This is a genomic window from Bradyrhizobium sp. B097, assembly GCF_038957035.1.
Lineage (GTDB): Bacteria > Pseudomonadota > Alphaproteobacteria > Rhizobiales > Xanthobacteraceae > Bradyrhizobium.
Map to the genome: position 1 here is coordinate 19,048 of NZ_CP152412.1, position 17,423 is coordinate 36,470.

General features: G+C 65.3%; 19 protein-coding genes. 5 read left to right on the forward strand and 14 right to left on the reverse strand.

The window, feature by feature from the left end; all coding sequences use genetic code 11:
• Positions 1-47: 47 nt before the first annotated feature.
• Together AAFG07_RS00095 and AAFG07_RS00100 are read right to left on the reverse strand one after the other, a co-directional pair.
• Entirely contained in the window at positions 48-2,528 is a 2,481-nt protein-coding gene (locus AAFG07_RS00095; protein WP_342725476.1) for a DNA translocase FtsK, read from the reverse strand.
• Between the two features lie 16 nt (positions 2,529-2,544).
• The gene (locus AAFG07_RS00100; protein ID WP_342725477.1) at positions 2,545-3,771 is read right to left on the reverse strand and encodes an aminotransferase class I/II-fold pyridoxal phosphate-dependent enzyme; all 1,227 of its coding nucleotides are present in this window, start codon (positions 3,769-3,771) and stop codon (positions 2,545-2,547) included.
• Between the two features lie 192 nt (positions 3,772-3,963).
• Here AAFG07_RS00100 and AAFG07_RS00105 point away from each other — a divergent pair, with 192 nt between their 5' ends.
• Positions 3,964-4,437: an NUDIX domain-containing protein gene (locus tag AAFG07_RS00105; RefSeq protein ID WP_342725478.1), complete on the forward strand. Its 474-nt coding sequence runs from the start codon at positions 3,964-3,966 to the stop codon at positions 4,435-4,437.
• Between the two features lie 133 nt (positions 4,438-4,570).
• Positions 4,571-5,344: a GGDEF domain-containing protein gene (locus tag AAFG07_RS00110; RefSeq protein ID WP_342725479.1), complete on the forward strand. Its 774-nt coding sequence runs from the start codon at positions 4,571-4,573 to the stop codon at positions 5,342-5,344.
• Positions 5,345-5,634: 290 nt separating this feature from the next.
• Here the strand turns inward: AAFG07_RS00110 and AAFG07_RS00115 are convergent, their stop codons facing one another.
• The 8 genes from AAFG07_RS00115 to AAFG07_RS00150 form a co-directional block, all read right to left on the reverse strand.
• On the reverse strand, positions 5,635-6,039 hold the full coding sequence (locus AAFG07_RS00115) for a GFA family protein (RefSeq protein ID WP_076863381.1): 405 nt from the start codon (positions 6,037-6,039) through the stop codon (positions 5,635-5,637).
• 198 nt (positions 6,040-6,237) lie between these two features.
• On the reverse strand, positions 6,238-7,686 hold the full coding sequence (locus tag AAFG07_RS00120; protein ID WP_176534502.1) for an ammonium transporter: 1,449 nt from the start codon (positions 7,684-7,686) through the stop codon (positions 6,238-6,240).
• A gap of 39 nt (positions 7,687-7,725) precedes the next feature.
• Complete coding sequence (locus tag AAFG07_RS00125) at positions 7,726-8,064, reverse strand: P-II family nitrogen regulator (protein WP_044539269.1); 339 nt, start codon at positions 8,062-8,064, stop codon at positions 7,726-7,728.
• Positions 8,065-8,380: 316 nt separating this feature from the next.
• Positions 8,381-8,983, reverse strand: coding sequence for an ATP-dependent Clp protease proteolytic subunit (locus tag AAFG07_RS00130; RefSeq protein WP_342725480.1), 603 nt, complete (start codon positions 8,981-8,983; stop codon positions 8,381-8,383).
• 56 nt (positions 8,984-9,039) lie between these two features.
• Positions 9,040-9,393 carry a hypothetical protein gene (locus AAFG07_RS00135; protein WP_342725481.1) on the reverse strand — a complete coding sequence of 118 codons (354 nt, stop codon included), beginning with the start codon at positions 9,391-9,393 and terminating at the stop codon, positions 9,040-9,042.
• The gene (locus tag AAFG07_RS00140; protein ID WP_092121114.1) at positions 9,390-9,704 is read right to left on the reverse strand and encodes a metalloregulator ArsR/SmtB family transcription factor; all 315 of its coding nucleotides are present in this window, start codon (positions 9,702-9,704) and stop codon (positions 9,390-9,392) included. The genes AAFG07_RS00135 and AAFG07_RS00140 overlap by 4 nt, the downstream gene beginning before the upstream one ends.
• 148 nt (positions 9,705-9,852) lie before the next feature.
• A complete protein-coding gene (locus tag AAFG07_RS00145; RefSeq protein ID WP_342729409.1) occupies positions 9,853-11,115 on the reverse strand; it encodes an ammonium transporter in 1,263 nt (420 codons plus the stop codon).
• Between the two features lie 133 nt (positions 11,116-11,248).
• Positions 11,249-11,587, reverse strand: coding sequence for a P-II family nitrogen regulator (locus tag AAFG07_RS00150; RefSeq protein WP_092121117.1), 339 nt, complete (start codon positions 11,585-11,587; stop codon positions 11,249-11,251).
• Between the two features lie 305 nt (positions 11,588-11,892).
• On the opposite strand from AAFG07_RS00150, the gene AAFG07_RS00155 reads away from it, so the two are divergent.
• Complete coding sequence (locus AAFG07_RS00155; RefSeq protein ID WP_342725482.1) at positions 11,893-12,783, forward strand: DUF4339 domain-containing protein; 891 nt, start codon at positions 11,893-11,895, stop codon at positions 12,781-12,783.
• A gap of 5 nt (positions 12,784-12,788) precedes the next feature.
• Here the strand turns inward: AAFG07_RS00155 and tesB are convergent, their stop codons facing one another.
• Positions 12,789-13,652, reverse strand: coding sequence for an acyl-CoA thioesterase II (gene tesB, locus AAFG07_RS00160; protein ID WP_212312813.1), 864 nt, complete (start codon positions 13,650-13,652; stop codon positions 12,789-12,791).
• Between the two features lie 201 nt (positions 13,653-13,853).
• Here tesB and AAFG07_RS00165 point away from each other — a divergent pair, with 201 nt between their 5' ends.
• Complete coding sequence (locus AAFG07_RS00165) at positions 13,854-15,074, forward strand: ubiquinone biosynthesis hydroxylase (RefSeq protein ID WP_342725483.1); 1,221 nt, start codon at positions 13,854-13,856, stop codon at positions 15,072-15,074.
• A gap of 116 nt (positions 15,075-15,190) precedes the next feature.
• Here AAFG07_RS00165 and AAFG07_RS00170 read toward each other — a convergent pair whose 3' ends face one another.
• The 3 genes from AAFG07_RS00170 to AAFG07_RS00180 all read right to left on the reverse strand — a co-directional run bounded on the left by AAFG07_RS00170 (position 15,191) and on the right by AAFG07_RS00180 (position 16,945).
• Positions 15,191-16,105, reverse strand: a complete 915-nt coding sequence (locus AAFG07_RS00170) for an alpha/beta fold hydrolase (RefSeq protein ID WP_342725484.1) — start codon at positions 16,103-16,105, stop codon at positions 15,191-15,193.
• On the reverse strand, positions 16,105-16,302 hold the full coding sequence (locus AAFG07_RS00175) for a Trm112 family protein (protein ID WP_018269337.1): 198 nt from the start codon (positions 16,300-16,302) through the stop codon (positions 16,105-16,107). Before AAFG07_RS00175 ends, AAFG07_RS00170 begins: the two co-directional genes overlap by 1 nt.
• A gap of 106 nt (positions 16,303-16,408) precedes the next feature.
• Entirely contained in the window at positions 16,409-16,945 is a 537-nt protein-coding gene (locus AAFG07_RS00180) for a TetR/AcrR family transcriptional regulator (protein WP_342725485.1), read from the reverse strand.
• A 94-nt stretch (positions 16,946-17,039) separates the two neighbouring features.
• Here AAFG07_RS00180 and AAFG07_RS00185 point away from each other — a divergent pair, with 94 nt between their 5' ends.
• Positions 17,040-17,390, forward strand: coding sequence for a hypothetical protein (locus AAFG07_RS00185; protein WP_342725486.1), 351 nt, complete (start codon positions 17,040-17,042; stop codon positions 17,388-17,390).
• Positions 17,391-17,423 lie beyond the last annotated feature (33 nt).

Consider the following 17,423-nt stretch of genomic DNA (forward strand, 5'->3'; position numbering starts at 1 on the left):
CGCCTCTTCCGAGGGAGATATGGTTTTTCCGTGATGATCGCCCCCGATCAGAACTGGCCCTCTTCCTCCCCGACCAGGATTTCACGCTTTCCAGCGTGATTCGCCGGGCCGACGATGCCCTCAAGTTCCATCCGCTCCATCAGCGAGGCGGCGCGGTTGTAGCCGATCTGCAGCCGGCGCTGGATGTAGGAGGTCGACGCCTTGCGGTCGCGCTTGACGATCGCAACCGCCTGCGTGAACAGATCGCCGCCGCCGTCGCCACCCATGCCGGTGGCATCGAACACGGCGCCGTCCTCGTCGGTCGGCTCTTCCGCGGTGACGGCTTCGAGATATTCCGGCTGGCCCTGCGTCTTCAGATGACGCACCACCTTCTCGACTTCCTCGTCGGATGCGAACGGGCCGTGCACGCGGCTGATGCGGCCGCCGCCCGCCATGTAGAGCATGTCGCCCTGGCCGAGCAGCTGCTCGGCGCCCATCTCGCCCAGAATAGTGCGGCTGTCGATCTTCGACGTCACCTGGAAGGCGATGCGGGTCGGAAAGTTCGCTTTGATCGTGCCGGTGATGACGTCGACCGACGGACGCTGCGTGGCGAGGATCACGTGCAGGCCGGCGGCGCGCGCCATCTGCGCCAGGCGCTGCACCGCGCCTTCGATGTCCTTGCCGGCGACCATCATCAGGTCGGCCATTTCGTCGACGATGATGACGATGTAGGGCAGCGGCTCGAGGTCGAGCTTCTCTTCCTCGTAGATCGCCTTGCCGCTCTCCTTGTCGAAGCCGGTGTGCACGGTGCGCGTCAGCTCTTCGCCCTTGGCCTTGGCTTCGACGAGGCGTGCATTGTAGCCGTCGATGTTGCGCACGCCGAGCTTGGCCATCCGCTTGTAGCGCTCTTCCATCTCGCGCACCGCCCATTTCAGCGCGACCACCGCCTTCTTCGGGTCGGTGACGACGGGCGTCAGCAAATGCGGGATGCCGTCATAGACGGAGAGTTCGAGCATCTTCGGGTCGACCATGATCAGGCGGCACTGATCCGGACGCAGCCGGTAGACCAGGCTCAGGATCATGGTGTTGATCGCGACCGATTTGCCGGAGCCGGTGGTGCCGGCGATCAGCATATGCGGCGTGCGCGCGAGGTCGATGATGACGGGATCGCCGCCGATCGTCTTGCCGAGGCACAGCGGCAGCTTCGCAACCGAATCGACGCTTTCCTTGGCGACCAGCAGCTCGCGCAGATAGACCTTCTCGCGATGCGCGTTCGGCAGCTCGATGCCGATCGCATTGCGGCCGGCGACCACGGCGACGCGGGCCGACAGCGCGCTCATCGAACGGGCGATGTCGTCGGACAATCCGATCACGCGCGACGACTTGATGCCGGGCGCGGGCTCCAGCTCGTACAGCGTGACCACCGGGCCCGGGTTGGCCTTGACGATCTCGCCGCGTACACCGAAATCCTGCAGCACGCCTTCCAGCGAACGCGAATTGGCTTCGAGCTCGGCCTTGCTCAGCGGCTGGCGATCGCTCGCCTTCGGCGCACTGAGCACCGAGACCGACGGCAGCTCGAACTTGTCGGAGTTCTTCTTCTTCGGCTTCGGCTCGGCCTTCTTGCGCGGGGCGCGGGCGACGGGAGCTTCCTCCTCGTCATCCTCTTCTTCCTCGTCGTCGAAAGCCTCAGCCTCGTCTTCGTCGTGGTCGTCAGCCGCGGGCGCGATCGAGGGCGCCGCGCGGCCGCCGCCGATATTGGGCTCCTGGCGCTCGAACGCCGCACTGCTGCGGCCCTGCGATCCGCTTGACACCAGCGATTTGTAGGCGGTGGTGAACAGCCAGCCGAGCCGGGCTTTCGCGCTCATCAGCGCGTGGAACAGCCAGCCCAGCGAGACCGAGCTGCGGTCGTTGTCCTCGTCTTCGACGAACGGCTCGTCGTCATCAGAGATCGGCGTCAGCTCTTCGTCCTGCTCCTGGGCGCCCCAACCGCAGGCGAACAGGAAGCTAGCGGCCATCGCGACAAACAGGATCAGGCCGAGCACGACGCGATAGAGGAAGCCGGGCGGCCCGAACACGACGGCCGGCGCGCGCAGCAGCGCATCGCCGACCACGCCGCCGAGCCCGGTCGGCAGCGGCCATGACGTATTGTGCGGCCAGCAGCTGGCGAAGCCCGCCGCGATCACCGTGCACAGGATCCAGCAGCCGAGCCGCAGCGCCTCGCGATCGAACGGGCGATGCGTCAGCATCCGCCAGCCCCACACCGCCACCGGCAGCAGCAGCATGATGGCGCCGAGGCCGAGAATCTGCATCAAGAGGTCGGCGCCGATCGCGCCGGGATAGCCGAGCACGTTGCGGATCGCGCGCGAGGTGGCGTGGCTCAGCGACGGATCCTGCACCGACCAGGTCATCAGCGCGGCGGTGATGGCGCCCGACAGCGCAATCAGGCCGAGCCCGGTGAGTTCGCGCAGCCGTCGCGCCAGCGCCTCGCGCAACGAGAGCGGCAGATGGCCGACCAGGGGGATGACACGTTCGATCGCTGGCATACTCAATCTTCGCGCTTCGCGATTAACCCAGGGTTTCGACCAGGCGATGCATCGCCTCGGCCGTCGATTCACTGTCGGAGACCAGCGCAAGGCGGATATAGCCCGCGCCCGGATTGGAACCGTCGTTCTGCTCGCGCGCCAGATAGCTGCCCGGAATCACGCGAACGCCGGCGTCGCGATAGAGCCTGACGGTCACCGCGTCGTCGCTGCCGCGGTCGGAGACGTCGAGCCAGACGCAGAAGCCGCCGGCCGGACGCTTGTAGCCGTAGCGGCTGCCGAGGATCTGGTCGGCAAGATCGAACTTGATGCGATAGAGCCTGCGGTTCTCCTCGACATGCGCCTCGTCGCCATAGGCGGCGACCGCGACATGCTGCAGCGGCACCGGCACCTGCGGCGCGGCGACGTTGCGCAGCTCAAGGAATGCGGCGAGAAACTTGCGGTCGCCGGCGGCGAAGCCGACCCGCATGCCCGGCAGGTTCGAGCGCTTCGACAGCGACTGGAACGCCACGACATTGCGGAAGTCGGGCCCGGCGCATTCCAGCATGCTGCCCGGCGCCTCGCGGGTGTAGATCTCCGAGTAGCACTCGTCGGACAGGATCATGAAGCCGAAGCGGTCGGCGAGCTCTTTCAGCCGCGCGAAATAGGCGCGCGATGCGACCGACCCTTGCGGGTTCGCCGGCGAGGCGATGAAGAACGCGACGGTGCGGGCCCATGTCGCCTCGTCGATCGTATCAAGGTCGGGCAGGAAACCGTTGGCGAGCGTGGTCGGCAGATGGATCTGCTCGCAACCCGCCGCGCGCGCGCCGGCGCCATAGGCCGGATAGAACGGATTCGGCATCAGGATCGCCGGCCGCCCCTTGCGCGGGGCAACGTGGCGCGCGGCTGTGATCGCGGCAAAGAACAGCCCCTCGCGGCTGCCGTTCAGCACCAACACTTCGCTCTCCGGATCGACCGGACGCGGCAATTGGAACCGGCTTCCCAGCCAGGTCGCGACCGCGCGGCGGAACGGCTCGATGCCCTTGGCCATCGGGTAGCGGCCGAACTCTGCGGTGTGCTTCGCCAGCACCGGCCCGACGAAGTCAGGCACGGGATGCTGCGGCTCGCCGACCGACAGTGTAATCAAGGGCTTAGCCGGCTGGTACGGCGCCAGCAGTTCGGTGGTTCGCACGAATGGGGAGCGCTCGGCCTGGCCGGCGGCTGTGGCATCGGCGGCGCCTTGCGCCACGCCGGATGAGGCGGTCATTGCCATGGTTGAAAAGCCAGCACTTTCACTGCGGTCGGAGGTGAGGGGGAGCCGACCGTAAACCGATCAAATCACCATAGATAGGGCGAGGTTAAGACGCGATTAACCATCGGCGGCGCGGCACGTTTGGCCGGCGCGTGATATCAGCACCCCGCTCAGAAACCGCATTGAAAAGCCGCATCAAAATTGCACCGAGACATGATCCATCGCCGCGCCGTCAGGGCGCTCATCATCGCGGGCAAGCGCGAGGTCCTGCTGATGCGGATTCGCCCGTCGCACGGCGGCGACTGTTTCTGGATCGCGCCCGGCGGCGGCATCGAAGACGGCCAGACGCCGGAAGCGGCGTTGCAGCGGGAATTGGCCGAGGAATTGGGGCTGGTCGATTTCGAGCCCGGTCCCGCCGTCTGGCGGCGTCATCACATCTTCAACTGGGGCGGCCGGCGGTTCTCCCAGAGGGAAGAATACCGGATCGTCCACATGGATCGATTCGCGCCCGTGATGAGCGACAAGACGGAGGTGAAGGTGCTCGATTGCTTTCGCTGGTGGCCGATCGCCGATCTATCCCGCGCGGAGGAGCGCCTCACGCCGCTGTCGCTCGCCGGCATCCTCGAAAGCTACTTGCGCGACGGCGCGCCAAGCGAGCTGCCGGACGAGGAAGTCCTGATCGACTGACAGCATTGCCGTGCATTCGAGTGATCCGCTTTACCCGCTATTAAGGCCAGCGCGCACGTCACGATTTCCTTCAGCAATTCGCAACACAGCACGACCGAATGATCCCGCGTATTGCGAGGATGTGCGGACGGACATGGCCATCAGGATCGAGACACACGGCGATGTTCTGCGCCGCACCGGCAAGGTGATGGTGATTGCCGCCGGCATGACCGCGGTGATGTCCTTCACCATCGGCATGCTGGTGTTCGGCCGCGATCTGGCTGCGCCGATCACGGTCGGACAGATGCAGCTGTTCGGGCTCACCGCCGGTGTCTTTATCTCGATCGCGCTCAGTGGCGCGATGTCGTTTCGCGCCGGCCTGTTGATGCTGGAGCTCGCGCATACCCGCCGCGAGCTGGCCCAGATCTCGCAGACCGACCAGCTCACCGGCCTGTTGAATCGCCGTGGCTTCGACGCCGATGCCGCCGCGGCGCTTGAACGCGCGCAGGCCGATGGCGCGTCCGTTGCGGTCCTGATGTGCGACATCGATCATTTCAAGTCGATCAACGACCGCTACGGACATGAGATCGGCGACAAGGTGCTGGTCGAGATCGCCGACGTGCTGCGCCAGTTCGCGATCCGGCACGGCGCGCTGGTCGCCCGTTACGGCGGCGAGGAATTCGCAGCCGTCGTGACCGGCCTGAGCCACGAGCAGACGGCGCGCGGCGCCGAGGAAATCCGCCGCGACTGTGCGGCGCGCACGATCTTCGACGGCGTGACCCAGCTGCCGGTGACGATCAGCATCGGCTTCACCTTGAAGGATTCCGGCTTCGACCTCGGCAATTTGATGCGAACCGCCGACCAGGCGCTCTACGCCGCCAAGCGCCGTGGCCGCGATCGCGTCGAGCACGCGCGCGACGCGGCGTGAGCTGGTCGAGCCCATACGCGGCGCGCCGGCGAACTGCGGTCTGTCCTCTCCTTCCCCCTGAAAGGGGGAAGGTCGGGATGGGGGTCAGCCGCAGACTCTGCTGCAAGTGGAGAGAGCAGATCCCCACCCGCTTTGCTCTGACGAGCAAAGCGACCTCCCCTTTTCAAGGGGAGGTTTGAGCCGCGTAGCCCGGATGCAGCGAAGCGAAATCCGGGGCGGTCTTTCCTGCGGCGGCACTGTTCCCGAATTGCGCTGCGCTCCATCCGGGCTACGCACGCGATGTATGAAGTCTACCGCGCCGGCAGCTTCTCGAACGACGGCTTGCCGTCGGGCAGATGGTGGAAGGTCTGCTTGTCGCAGGTGTAGATCGTCATCTGCGGGGTGAACACGCTGGGGTCGTCGAAGGTGCCGACCTTCAGGATGGTGGCGGGCAGGCCGGGCACCTTGGTCACGAGATGGGTGCCGCATTCCGGGCAGAATTCGCGCGTCACGGCGCGTTCGAGGTCCTTCCGGGTGAACTGCTTGGGTTGGCTGGCGGTGTATTTGAAGCCGGTGGTCGGCATCGCCATGAACATGTTCGGTCCGCCGCCCGTGATGTACTGGCATTCGCGGCACAGGCATTGCGCCGCCATCATCGGTTCGCCTTCGGCCTCATAGCGCACGTTGCCGCAATAGCATCTGCCTTGCACCTTCATGACGTCCTCCCATTTTCTTGTCTGTAGCCTGTTATTCCACAATAGCAGGCAATTCCGACAATATTTTCTCAAGCCGCGGAAAAAAGAAAGGGGCTCCAACTTGCGCTGGAGCCCCTCAACGGTCCGGACATTGCCGGGTATGTGCCCGGACCGTAGTTCTGGGAACGACCGCTTGGGGAGGTCGCGCCCCGGGAGAACTCACATGTTGTAGGCGCGCTCCGTGTGCTCGGTGATGTCGAGGCCTTCACGCTCGGTCTCGACGTTGGCACGCAGGCCGACGATCACGTCCACGATCTTGTAGAGGATCGCAGAGCCGACGCCCGACCACACCAGCGTGGTGCAGACGCCCCAGACCTGCGAGGTCATCTGCGCCACGAAGTCGTAATCGGCAACCTTCGGCGGGATCGCAGTGTAGTCGATGATGCCGGCACCACCGAGCGCCGGGTTGACCAGGATGCCGGTGCCGAGCGCGCCGATGATGCCGCCGACGCAGTGGACGCCGAACACATCGAGCGAGTCGTCATAGCCGAGCGCGTTCTTCACGACCGTGCAGAAGAACAGGCAGACCACGCCGACCACGAGGCCGAGCACGATGGCACCCATCGGACCGGCGTAACCGGCCGCAGGCGTCACCGCGACGAGGCCCGCGACCGCGCCCGAGAGCGCGCCGAGCAGCGAGGGATGGCCCTTGATGATCCATTCCGCGAACATCCAGGCCAGCGCCGCCGCAGCCGTGGCCACGAAGGAGTTGGTCATGGCGAGCGCAGCGCCGCCATTGGCTTCGAGGTTCGAACCAGCGTTGAAGCCGAACCAGCCGACCCAGAGCAGCGAGGCGCCGATCATGGTCATGGTCAGCGAGTGCGGAGCCATCAGCTCCTTGCCGTAGCCGGTGCGCTTGCCGATCAGGAGCGCGCCGACGAGGCCGGCGATGCCCGCGTTGATGTGCACGACGGTGCCGCCGGCGAAGTCGATCGCACCCTTCTTGAAGATCCAGCCGGCATCGGCGTTGATCGCGTCGAGGGCGGCCTGCGCCTTCGTCTTGGCATCGCCGTCAGCCGCGGCGGCAAGCGCCTTGGCGGCATCCTGGATCGCGTCCGGGCCCGGCCAGTACCAGACCATGTGCGCGATCGGGAAGTAGATCACGGTGACCCAGATCGGGATGAACAGCGCGATCGCCGCGAACTTCATCCGCTCGGCAAAGGCGCCGACGATGAGGGCCGGCGTGATCGCCGCGAAGGTCATCTGGAAGCACATATAGACGAGCTCCGAGATGTTGGCGTCGACCGAGAAGGTCGCGGCCTTGGAGTCCGGCGTGACGCCCATCAGGAAGGCCTTGGAGAAGCCGCCGATGAAGTCGGAGCCGCCGGTGAAGGCGAGGCTGTAGCCGTAGAGGGCCCAGAGCACGGTGACGATGCAGACGGTGTAGAACACCTGCGCCAGCACCGAGAGCATGTTCTTGGAGCGGACGAGACCGCCATAGAACAGCGCGAGGCCCGGGATGGTCATCAACAGCACCAGCACCGTCGATGTCAGCATCCAGGCGTTGTCGCCCTTGTTGACGGTTGGCTCGGCGTAGGCGGCGGTCGCGGCAAAGAGGCCGACTGCGAGGGCCGCCAATCCCGCGCCATAGGGACGCTTGAACGTCATGTTAATTCACTCCTGAGGTCTTAAAGGTTGAGCGCGAAATCAGAGGGCCGCGGCATCGGCCTCGCCGGTGCGGATGCGCACGGCGTGCTCGAGGCTGATGACGAAGATCTTGCCGTCGCCGATCTGTCCGGTCTTGGCGGCGGCGGTGATGGCGTCGATGGTCTTGTCGACCTGATCGGAGGCGACTGCGACCTCGATCTTGATCTTGGGCAGGAAGCTCACCGCATATTCGGCGCCGCGATAGATTTCCGTATGGCCCTTCTGGCGGCCGTACCCCTTGACTTCCGTCACCGTGAGACCGTGAACGCCAATGGCGGTCAGGGCGTCACGGACCTCTTCCAGCTTGAATGGCTTAATGATCGCCATAACAATTTTCATGAGTCCTATCCCCGCTTGGGCCCGGTGCGAACGAACACCGGGAGTTTCGACTGAGGTTCACCACGCGGAAGACATCCATTACGCGGGCACAGCCGAGACCCTTAGAATCAAATGCCGTGCCAAACGGCTCGGGTTCGCTAATGGATTATGAATCCGGACCTTTTCCCGCATTGCGGGAGCAAGGTGCTCCTGCGCTATTCCGTCGCGCCTAAAATCTAATCAGATTGGCCTAATTCGTGAGCAAGCCAGGGTCTGGACACAATTCTGCTCAGCCGCGGTGCAGGCGTCGGTATTTAGATAAAGCAATGCCAGGCCATTAGGCGGCGTCGCGGGCTGCAAAAACCCTGTCGATCAGTCCCCATTCGAGCGCCTGCTCCGCCGACATGAAGTGATCGCGGTCCAGGGTCCGTTCCACGTCCGCCTCGGTGCGCCGGCAGTGCTGCGCATAAAGCCGGATGATGCGCCGCTTGGTCGCCTGCATCTCGGCGGCATGGATCTGGATGTCGGAGGCCTGGCCCTGGAAGCCGCCGAGCGGCTGATGCACGTGCAGGCTGGCGTTCGGGAGCGCGGCGCGATGACCGGGTTCGCCGGCCATCAGCAGGAACGACCCCATGGAGCGCGCAGTGCCCATGCACAGCGTGTGCACCGGCGCCTTGATGAACTGCATGGTGTCGTACATCGCAAGCCCGCTGGTGACCACGCCGCCATAGGAGTTGATGTAGAGGTTGATCGCCTTGTTCGGGTTGTCAGCCTCGAGGAACAGAAGCTGCGCGCAGACCAGTCCGGACATCGCATCATTGACCTCGCCGTTGAGGAAGATGATGCGTTCGCGCAGCAGCCTGGAATAGATATCGAAGGAGCGCTCGCCGCGGGACGACTGCTCGACGACCATCGGGACGAGTTGCATCATGTCGCGCATCGGCGACCTCCCATTTCAGCAGGTGATGAAGTTTCAGCGGATGATGAAGTCTGCGATCAGGCCGCGCGCATCAGCACGCGGCTGTTGCTGTTAGCCGCTTGCGGCTGATCTGCGCGCTGGTCGCAGGCTTCCTGGATGATGCGAAACCGGGTGCCACCGGCCTCGTTCGGCTCGATCCGGAAGGTGACATGACTCTCGCGAAACGGCGGTTCGGAATCGCGGAGCCGGTAACGCACCTCTTCGCCCGTGATCGATGATAGGGGTTCAGCGCCCGCGAGATCGCAATCCGGAAGCCAGCGTTCACGCAGGGCTGGAATGGTGACGGCGCGCCATACTTTCTCAGGCGGTGCGTCGAGCTCGTATTCGATCACCAAGGCTGCGTCGGCGTCAGGCTCAACCGTGTCGCTCATTGATCCATGTCCTTCAAGAGGTCGGAGAGCGCTTCGATGCGCTTCGGCCAATAGGCGCGGTAGCGGGCGAGCCAGGTCCCGATGCTGGCGATCCCGTCCGGGTCGACTTCATAATTCACGAAGCGGCCCTGTCGCTGCTCGCGCACCAGTCCAGCCGCGCGCAGCACCGCCAGATGCTGCGACATCGCCGGCTGGCTGATCTCAAGCCCATCACGTAAGGCGCTGGCGTTCAGGCTGCCGCCGGCCAGTTTCTCAAAGACCCTGCGGCGGGTCGGATCGGCCAGTGCCTTGAAGATATCGGTGTCGACCATGCCAACACATAAGCATATGCTTATGTGTCGTGCAAGCCTGAACTGTCCCGTGCAGCGTGACGTCGCGGCGCTCGGGTACTTTGCATGGGGTTGTTTTCCGAATTCGCCCTCTCAGGCCCATCTCGTCCTGGCGATACGAGCTCGGCTGCTACTGCAGCGCTTCGCCGTGCTGCGAGATGTCGAGACCCTCCAGCTCCTGCTGCATCGAGACGCGCAGCGGGACGAACGCGCTGACCAGCTTGAGCAGCACGAAGGTGACGCCGCCGCACCAGACCAGCGTGACGACGACGCCGTAGAGCTGGATCAGGAGCTGCCCCGGATTGCCCTCCAGCAGGCCGGAGGTGCCACCGATCGCCGTGGTGGCGAAAACGCCTGCGAGCAGCGTGCCGGTCAGGCCGCCGACGCCGTGCACGCCGAACACGTCGAGCGAGTCGTCATACTGGAAGCGGTGCTTCAGCCAGGTACAGGCCCAGAAGCAGACCAGGCCGGCAATGATGCCGATGATAATGCCGTGCCACGGCGCGACGAAACCGGATGCCGGGGTGATGGTGCCGAGCCCTGCGACCGCGCCCGAGATCATGCCGAGCACCGACGGCTTGCGGCGCGTTGCCCATTCGATCGCACCCCAGGTCAGCGCGCCCGCGCAGGCCGCAAGGTGGGTGGCAGTGATCGCCATCACCGCGCGCGAATTGGCCGCCAGCGCCGAGCCGCCGTTGAAGCCGAACCAGCCGACCCAGAGCAGGCCGGTGCCGACCACGGCGAGCGACAGGTCGAACGGCGACAGATTGTCGTGGCCATAGCCGTGCCGGTTGCCCATCACCTTGGCCGCGACCAGGCCGCTGATGCCGGCGGACAGATGCACGACGAGGCCGCCGGCGAAGTCCATCACGCCCATCGAAGCGAGGAAGCCGCCGCCCCACACCCAATGCGCCAGCGGCACATAGGCGAAGATGAACCAGCCGATCGAGAACAGCACATAGGCGGAGAACCGCATGCGGTCGGCGACCGAGCCCGCGACCAGCGCCACCGTGATGATCGCAAACGTCATCTGGTACAGCATGAACAGCGCTTCCGGGATGGTCTTTGCCGCCGGATTGACGCTGTCCATCGTGATGCCGGCCAGGAACCAGCTGTCGAGCGAGCCGAGCCATGGACCGTTGCCGACGAAGGTCAGCGAATAGCCGAAGACGACCCAGAGGATCGAGATGATCGCAACGGCGGTGAGGCTCTGCGCCATCGTCGCCAGCACGTTCTTCTTGCGCACCATGCCGGAGTAGAACAGCGCAAGCCCCGGGATCGTCATCATCAGCACCAGCGCGGTGGCGACGATCATCCAGGCGGTATCGGCGGGGTTGATGCCGGAGGCGCCGGAGTCTTGCGCTGACGCCGGCGCGCCCCACGAGAGCAGCATTGCAGCGGTGATCGGCGCAGCTGATATCGCTGCACGAAGAGCTCGTGCCCCCATCATCATTCCCCGGCGTGTCGTGGTTTCTTGCTGTGGATTTCGGCGTGCGCCGGCGTCGTTGCCGGCGATGATCTCGAATTTAGAGAGCGTCGTTGTCGGTTTCGCCGGTGCGGATCCGCAGGGCGTGGTCGATCGGCGTCACGAAGATCTTGCCGTCGCCGATCTGGCCGGTGCGGGCGTGCTCGGTGATGACGCTGACCGCCTTGTCGGCGAGCGCGGTGTCGACGGCGATCTCGATTCTGAGCTTGGGCAGGAAATTCACGACATATTCGGCGCCGCGATAGATCTCGGTGTGGCCCTTCTGGCGGCCATAGCCCTTCACCTCGGTCACCGTCATGCCGTGAACGCCGATCGCGGTCAGGGCCTGGCGTACCTCATCGAGCTTGAACGGTTTGATGATCGCGACGACGAGTTTCATGGTTCAGGCCTTCATTTCCTTGAGGTTTTCCGTGTGCGCCCATCCCCGGAGCGGCACTTGCCATCTCCGAGCCTGCACGTCCCGCCAGCGGAGCGGCAATTTGCCGTCCGCCAAATCTGGCAGCTTTCTGGGCAAATGGCATAAAAAAGTTGCAGGTTGAAGGGGAAAACGTGCGCAGCGCGTGAACTCCGTCACTGTACGGGACGACAACCGTCGGCCAGAATATGGCTTTCCCGCCCCGGCCAGCGCTCCCGCTGGCTCATTCTCGCCACAGCGCGTGCGCCCGCGCCCCGAGGAACAAGAAAATGTCGAATCGAAACTGGTTTTATGCATCTGAAGGCCAGCAAAAGGGCCCCCTGCCTGAAGCTCAGCTCCGCGACCTGATCACCCGTGGCATGGTGGGCGCCGATACCCTGGTGTGGACCGAGGGCATGGCCGGCTGGCAAAAGGCCGGGGAGATTCCTGGCCTTGTTCCGAGCGCCGGTGCGCCGCCGGCGTTTCCGCAGGCCGGCGGACCGCCGCCGGTGGCCGCATCGGCAAGCTATAGCGGCGGCGCGCTGTCGGCCGACTTCCCGATCTGGGGCCTGTTCGGACGCAGCCTGCTGATGTTCATCGGCCAGATTTTCGTCATCCCCGCGCCGTGGACCGCGACCGGCCTATACCGCTTCGCAATTCCCTATATCCGCGTCCCGGGCCGGCCGCATCTCGGCTTCACCGGGCAGCCGCTCGACATCTGGTACGTCTTCATCGTGCTCGGTCTTCTGACCTATGCCGGAGCGGCCAACAGCAATATCGTCACGCTGCTCTCGTTGCTGTTGCAGGCTTTCCTGAGCTGGATGATCGTGCGCTGGATCTTCGGCCGCCTCAGCTCGAGCGGCCAGGATCTGCCGATCTCGTTCACAGGCAGCCCGCTCGCCTATATCGGCTGGTATTTGCTGATGGTGATCTCGGCCATCACCATCGTCGGCTGGGCCTGGGTGCTGACCGCATGGCTGCGCTGGATCTGCCGCAACGTCGAGGGCACGCGCCGCGAGGTCACCTTCAACGCGTCCGGGCTCGAGGTGCTGTGGCGAACCATCGTGTTCTCGATCGGCTGCGGATTCCTGATCCCGATTCCGTGGGTGCTGCGCTGGTACGCCAACTGGATCATCTCGCAATTCGCGCTGACCGAGCGCGGCGCCTACGCAGGCGCCTGAGCGCGCTACGCCTTGCGTTCGCGCACCGAACCTTCTTGCGCGACGGACGCCACCAGCGTGCCGTCGGGCTTGAAGATCTGGCCGCGGGTCAGGCCGCGGCCCGACTGTGCGCTCGGCGAATCCTGCGCGTAGAGCAGCCATTCGTCGGCGCGGAACGGGCGGTGAAACCACATCGCGTGATCGAGGCTCGCCGGCATCATGCGTCGGTCGAACAGCGTGCGGCCGTAGCGCGCCATGACGGCATCGAGCAGCGAGAAATCCGATGCATAGGCGAGCGCGCACAGATGCAGCGCCGGATCGTCCGGCAGCTTCGCCGCGGTGCGGATCCAGACATGGATGCGGCCGTCCTCTATCTGCTGGCCGAAATAGCGGCCGAGCTCGACCGGGCGCAGCTCGATCGGCCGGTCGCTCTCGTAGTAGCGGCGGATGAACTCCGGCATCTCCTTGAACATCGGCTGCTTCGACACTTCCTCCGCGGTCAGCTTCTCCGGCGGCGGCACGTCGGGCATCTTCTCCTGATGATTGAAGTTGCTCTCTTCCTCGGCGTGGAACGAGACCATGATGGAGAAGATCGCGTTGCCGTGCTGGATCGCGGTGACGCGGCGGGTGGTGTAGCTCTTGCCGTCGCGCAGCCGCTCGACCTGGTAGATGATCGGGATCTGCGGATCGCCCGGCAGGATGAAATAGCAATGGATCGAGTGCGGCAGCCGGCCCTCGACGGTGCGGCAGGCCGCGACCATGGCCTGGCCGATCACCTGGCCGCCGAACACGCGCTGCCAGCTCGTCTTCGGGCTGTTGCCGCGGAACAAATTCACCTCGAGCTGCTCGAGATCGAGGATGGACAACAGGTCGATCAGGCTCTTGGACATGGGTGGCTTTCGTTGTCGTCTCGGCGTCATTCCGGGGCGATGCGCCAGCATCGAACCCGGAATCTCGAGATTCCGGGTTCACGCTGCGCGTGCCCTGGAATGACGACCGTTGGATTTGGCCTTGTTTCTGGCCCCTGTTTCGCCCAGCTATTATCAGGTAGCAAGCACAGTCTGAGAGCGCAGGGCGCGTAAAGGAACGGCATGCCGGCACAGCGAAGTATTGTCATCTGCGGGGGCGCTTTTGCGGGTCTGGCGCTGGCCGTGGCGTTGCGCCAGGGACTGGGGCCGGACATTCCGGTCATCGTGGCCGATCCGGCGCTGAGCCAGCGCCCGAGCCGAGATCCGCGCGCGACCGCGATCGTGGCCGCCTGCCGGCGGCTGTTCGAGACCCTCGGCGTCTGGGGGCAGGTGGCGCCGACGGTGCAGCCGATCACGGACATGGTCGTGACCGACTCCAAGCTGGAGGACGCGACGCGTCCGGTGTTCCTGACCTTTGCCGGCAATGTCGCGCCCGGCGAGCCGTTCGCCCACATGGTCGAGAACCGCTATCTGATCGATGCGCTCGCAACCCGCGCCGAGGCCGAGGGCGTCGAGCTGCGCGCCACCGCGGTGTCGAGTTTCGACGCGCGGCCCGACGGCGTCAGCGTGCGGCTGACCGACGGCAGCGAGATCGATGCGAGCCTGCTGGTCGCCGCCGACGGCGCGCGGTCGAAGCTGCGTGAGCGCGCCGGGATTGCGACCCATGGCTGGGACTATGACCAATCCGGCATCGTGGTCACCGTCGGACACGAGCGCGAACATCACGGCCGCGCCGAGGAGCATTTCCTGCCTGCCGGTCCGTTCGCGATCCTGCCGCTGACCGGCAATCGCTCGTCGCTGGTGTGGACCGAGACGCGCAAGGACGCCGCGCGCATCACCGCGCTGAGCGAGGAGGAATTCCACGCCGAGCTCGAGCAGCGTTTTGGTTTGCACCTCGGTGAGATCAAGGCGCTCGACAAGCCGCGCGCATTCCCGCTCGGCTATTTCGTCGCGCGCTCGTTCATCGCCGAACGGCTGGCGCTGATCGGTGACGCCGCGCATGTGATCCATCCGATCGCGGGACAAGGGCTCAATATGGGCCTGAAGGATGTCGCGGCACTTGCCGAGGTCGTCGTCGATGCGGCGCGGCTCGGCATGGACCTCGGACAGGCCGACGTGCTCGAGCGCTATCAGCGCTGGCGGCGCTTCGACACGATGGCGATGGGGGTTGCGACCAACTCGCTGAACTTCCTGTTCTCCAACGAATCGAAGCTGCTGCGCACCGTGCGCGACATCGGATTGGGCCTCGTCGATCGCGCGCCGCCGCTGAAGAGCATGTTCATCCGCCAGGCAGCGGGATTGTCAGGCGAAGTGCCGCGGCTGCTGAAGGGCGAGGCGCTGTAAGCTTGCTCGGTGCCGTAGCCCGGATGCAGCGGAGCGAAATCCGGGAGCAGTCTCTCCACGGGTGGATCGGCCCCGGATTGCGCTGCGCTCCATCCGGGCTACGGCCTTCGCATCCACTATTTCTGTGAAATGAAGCCAGCCACGGCGTCGATCAGGTCGGGATCGAGCGGCCGCTCCGGCTCGTTGTAGCTTGCTATGTCGTCCGCCGTGTCGGTGACGTCGACCAGCAGGTGATTCATGTCCGGCAGCCACAATGATTTGGCCGCAACGTCGGCGGTGGTGAGCGCGAGGTAGTCGAGCCGCGCCAGCTGATGGTCGCGGCCGCCCGCGACGATCAGGACAGGCCCGGTAATCTTCTTCATCGGATCGATCGGATCCTCGGTGAAGGCGGATGCGATGGCCGGCTGCATCGCAGGCGCGATCGCAAGCCCCGCCGGCGGCGGGTTGACGATCTGCCCGGCCATGATGTCGTCGATGGCCTTTCCGATCGGCGCGAATTTGTCGGGCGGCAGCTGCTTTTCGAGCTGCGCCTTCAACAGGTCGCCCTGCTTGCGCGCCGCCGTTGCCAGCAGCACCAGCCGGTCGACCGGCACGCGCTGTGCGGCGAGGATCGCGACCAGGCCGCCCTCGCTGTGCCCGACCACCGCAACATGGGCGAACCTGCCGCTGCCGCGCAGATACTCGATCAGTGCCGCCGCGTCGCCGACATAGTCCTTGAAGCGAAAGTCCTCCGGACGGCCGAACTCCTTCTTCCATTCGCCGGCGCCGCGCTTGTCGTAGCGCAGCGTCGCGATGCCGTGTGCGACCAGCTGCTCGGAGAGCTTCTTTAGTGTCGCCGGCTTGAGCTGCGGCCCGTTGCCGTCATGATCGGTCGAGCCGGAGCCGGCGATCAGCAGCGCCACCGGCGGTTTTGCAATGTCGGGTGGCACGGTCAGCACCGCGTCAATGGCGCCGATGCGCAGCCTGCTCTCGTCGGCTGTCGCGCTCGCCACCGAGACGAGCAGCAGCAGCCATGTGACGAGGGCGCGCATCAATCGATCTTGCGCGCCTCTTCCGGCAACATGATCGGGATGCCGTCGCGGATCGGATAGGCGAGCTTCGCGGAGCGCGAGATCAGCTCCTGCCGCGCGGCGTCGAACTCCAATGGTCCCTTGGTGATCGGGCACACCAGGATTTCGAGCAGTTTTGGGTCGGCCGTGCTCTCGAGGTGGTCGGTCGTCGAATTCATGGATGTCTCCGACTGGAGCGTTTTCGAGCGAAGTGGGCAGCGGTTCGCGTGAAGAAAACGCGTCAGAACTAATTGACCGTCATGTAGCACAATCAAATGCCGGCTGTCAGCGCTTGGTCATCCGCAACAGCTCGTCGATTGCGGCCTGCTGACGCGGCTTCGGCAGCGCCTGCTCGGACAGCGCGTAGCCGATGAACGCCCAATAGAAGATCTGCGCCCGGCCGCGCGCCACGCCGTCGGCGAATCCGGCGTGCCGGAGCAGGGTTTCGATATAGCCGATGCGGCGCTGGTCGACCTCGAGCACGGCGGCGCGCGCTGCTGCATCGGCGGTGGCCCAGCTGCGCACCGCGCGTTCCAGTGCCAGCCGCGCCGAGAAGGCGCGGCGCAGCAGCAGCGCCAGCGCATCGCCGCCTTCCGGAATGGTCTCGAGCTCGGCGATCACCTGCTCGGCGGCAACCTCGCGCCAATGGTTGAGGATCGCGGTGCGGTAGGCGCCGATGTCGGCGAAATGCCAATAGAAGCTGCCGCGCGAGACCCCCATGGCCTTGGCCAGCGGCTCGGCCTTGAGCGCCGTGAAGCCGTGCTTCGCCAGCGTCTTCAGGCCCTGATCGAGCCAGTCCTTGACCGAGAGCTGTTCCGTCATGGTTCCCCGTCCCCGCGCCCGACCATACACAAGTGTATTGACAGGCGCCAGCCGGCGGTGTCTTATCCATACAGTACCGTATGGAGGCGTCGCGATGCGTGATCTTCTGCTGCAAGGCGCCGGACTCATCGCCATCCTGGTCAGCCTGATCCATGGCGTTCTCGGCGAGACCAAAGTGTTCGCACGCGCCACCGTCGAACCACCGCGGCTGCGTCTCTTGCTTCGCCTGGTCTATCAGGCCGGCACGATCGCCTGGATCGGCGGCGGCGTCCTGCTCGTCGCCGCGCCGGCGATGGCCTCCGATGCCGCGCGGCACTGGATCGTGGCAACGCTCGCCATCGTGTTCGGTAGCGCCGCGCTCGCCAATGCAGTCGCGACCCGTGGCCGGCATTTCGGCTGGATGGCGATGAGCGCCGTCGTGGCGCTCGCCGCCGCCGGCTACTAGCGAGTGCGATCATGACGATGATCGCGCCAGCCG

Bases quoted from the DNA above. Each gene is read 5' to 3' on its own strand.
- AAFG07_RS00125 (WP_044539269.1), bottom strand. From the start codon at position 8,064: ATGAAAATTGTTATGGCGATCATTAAGCCATTCAAGCTGGAAGAGGTC.
- AAFG07_RS00170 (WP_342725484.1), bottom strand. From the start codon at position 16,105: ATGCGCGCCCTCGTCACATGGCTGCTGCTGCTCGTCTCGGTGGCGAGC.
- AAFG07_RS00155 (WP_342725482.1), top strand. From the start codon at position 11,893: ATGTCGAATCGAAACTGGTTTTATGCATCTGAAGGCCAGCAAAAGGGC.
- AAFG07_RS00175 (WP_018269337.1), bottom strand. From the start codon at position 16,302: ATGAATTCGACGACCGACCACCTCGAGAGCACGGCCGACCCAAAACTG.
- AAFG07_RS00140 (WP_092121114.1), bottom strand. From the start codon at position 9,704: ATGGTCGACACCGATATCTTCAAGGCACTGGCCGATCCGACCCGCCGC.
- AAFG07_RS00165 (WP_342725483.1), top strand. From the start codon at position 13,854: ATGCCGGCACAGCGAAGTATTGTCATCTGCGGGGGCGCTTTTGCGGGT.
- AAFG07_RS00180 (WP_342725485.1), bottom strand. From the start codon at position 16,945: ATGACGGAACAGCTCTCGGTCAAGGACTGGCTCGATCAGGGCCTGAAG.
- AAFG07_RS00115 (WP_076863381.1), bottom strand. From the start codon at position 6,039: ATGAAGGTGCAAGGCAGATGCTATTGCGGCAACGTGCGCTATGAGGCC.
- AAFG07_RS00110 (WP_342725479.1), top strand. From the start codon at position 4,571: ATGGCCATCAGGATCGAGACACACGGCGATGTTCTGCGCCGCACCGGC.
- AAFG07_RS00150 (WP_092121117.1), bottom strand. From the start codon at position 11,587: ATGAAACTCGTCGTCGCGATCATCAAACCGTTCAAGCTCGATGAGGTA.
- AAFG07_RS00145 (WP_342729409.1), bottom strand. From the start codon at position 11,115: ATGCTGCTCTCGTGGGGCGCGCCGGCGTCAGCGCAAGACTCCGGCGCC.
- AAFG07_RS00100 (WP_342725477.1), bottom strand. From the start codon at position 3,771: ATGGCAATGACCGCCTCATCCGGCGTGGCGCAAGGCGCCGCCGATGCC.
- AAFG07_RS00130 (WP_342725480.1), bottom strand. From the start codon at position 8,983: ATGCGCGACATGATGCAACTCGTCCCGATGGTCGTCGAGCAGTCGTCC.
- AAFG07_RS00185 (WP_342725486.1), top strand. From the start codon at position 17,040: ATGCGTGATCTTCTGCTGCAAGGCGCCGGACTCATCGCCATCCTGGTC.
- tesB (WP_212312813.1), bottom strand. From the start codon at position 13,652: ATGTCCAAGAGCCTGATCGACCTGTTGTCCATCCTCGATCTCGAGCAG.
- AAFG07_RS00135 (WP_342725481.1), bottom strand. From the start codon at position 9,393: ATGAGCGACACGGTTGAGCCTGACGCCGACGCAGCCTTGGTGATCGAA.
- AAFG07_RS00120 (WP_176534502.1), bottom strand. From the start codon at position 7,686: ATGACGTTCAAGCGTCCCTATGGCGCGGGATTGGCGGCCCTCGCAGTC.
- AAFG07_RS00105 (WP_342725478.1), top strand. From the start codon at position 3,964: ATGATCCATCGCCGCGCCGTCAGGGCGCTCATCATCGCGGGCAAGCGC.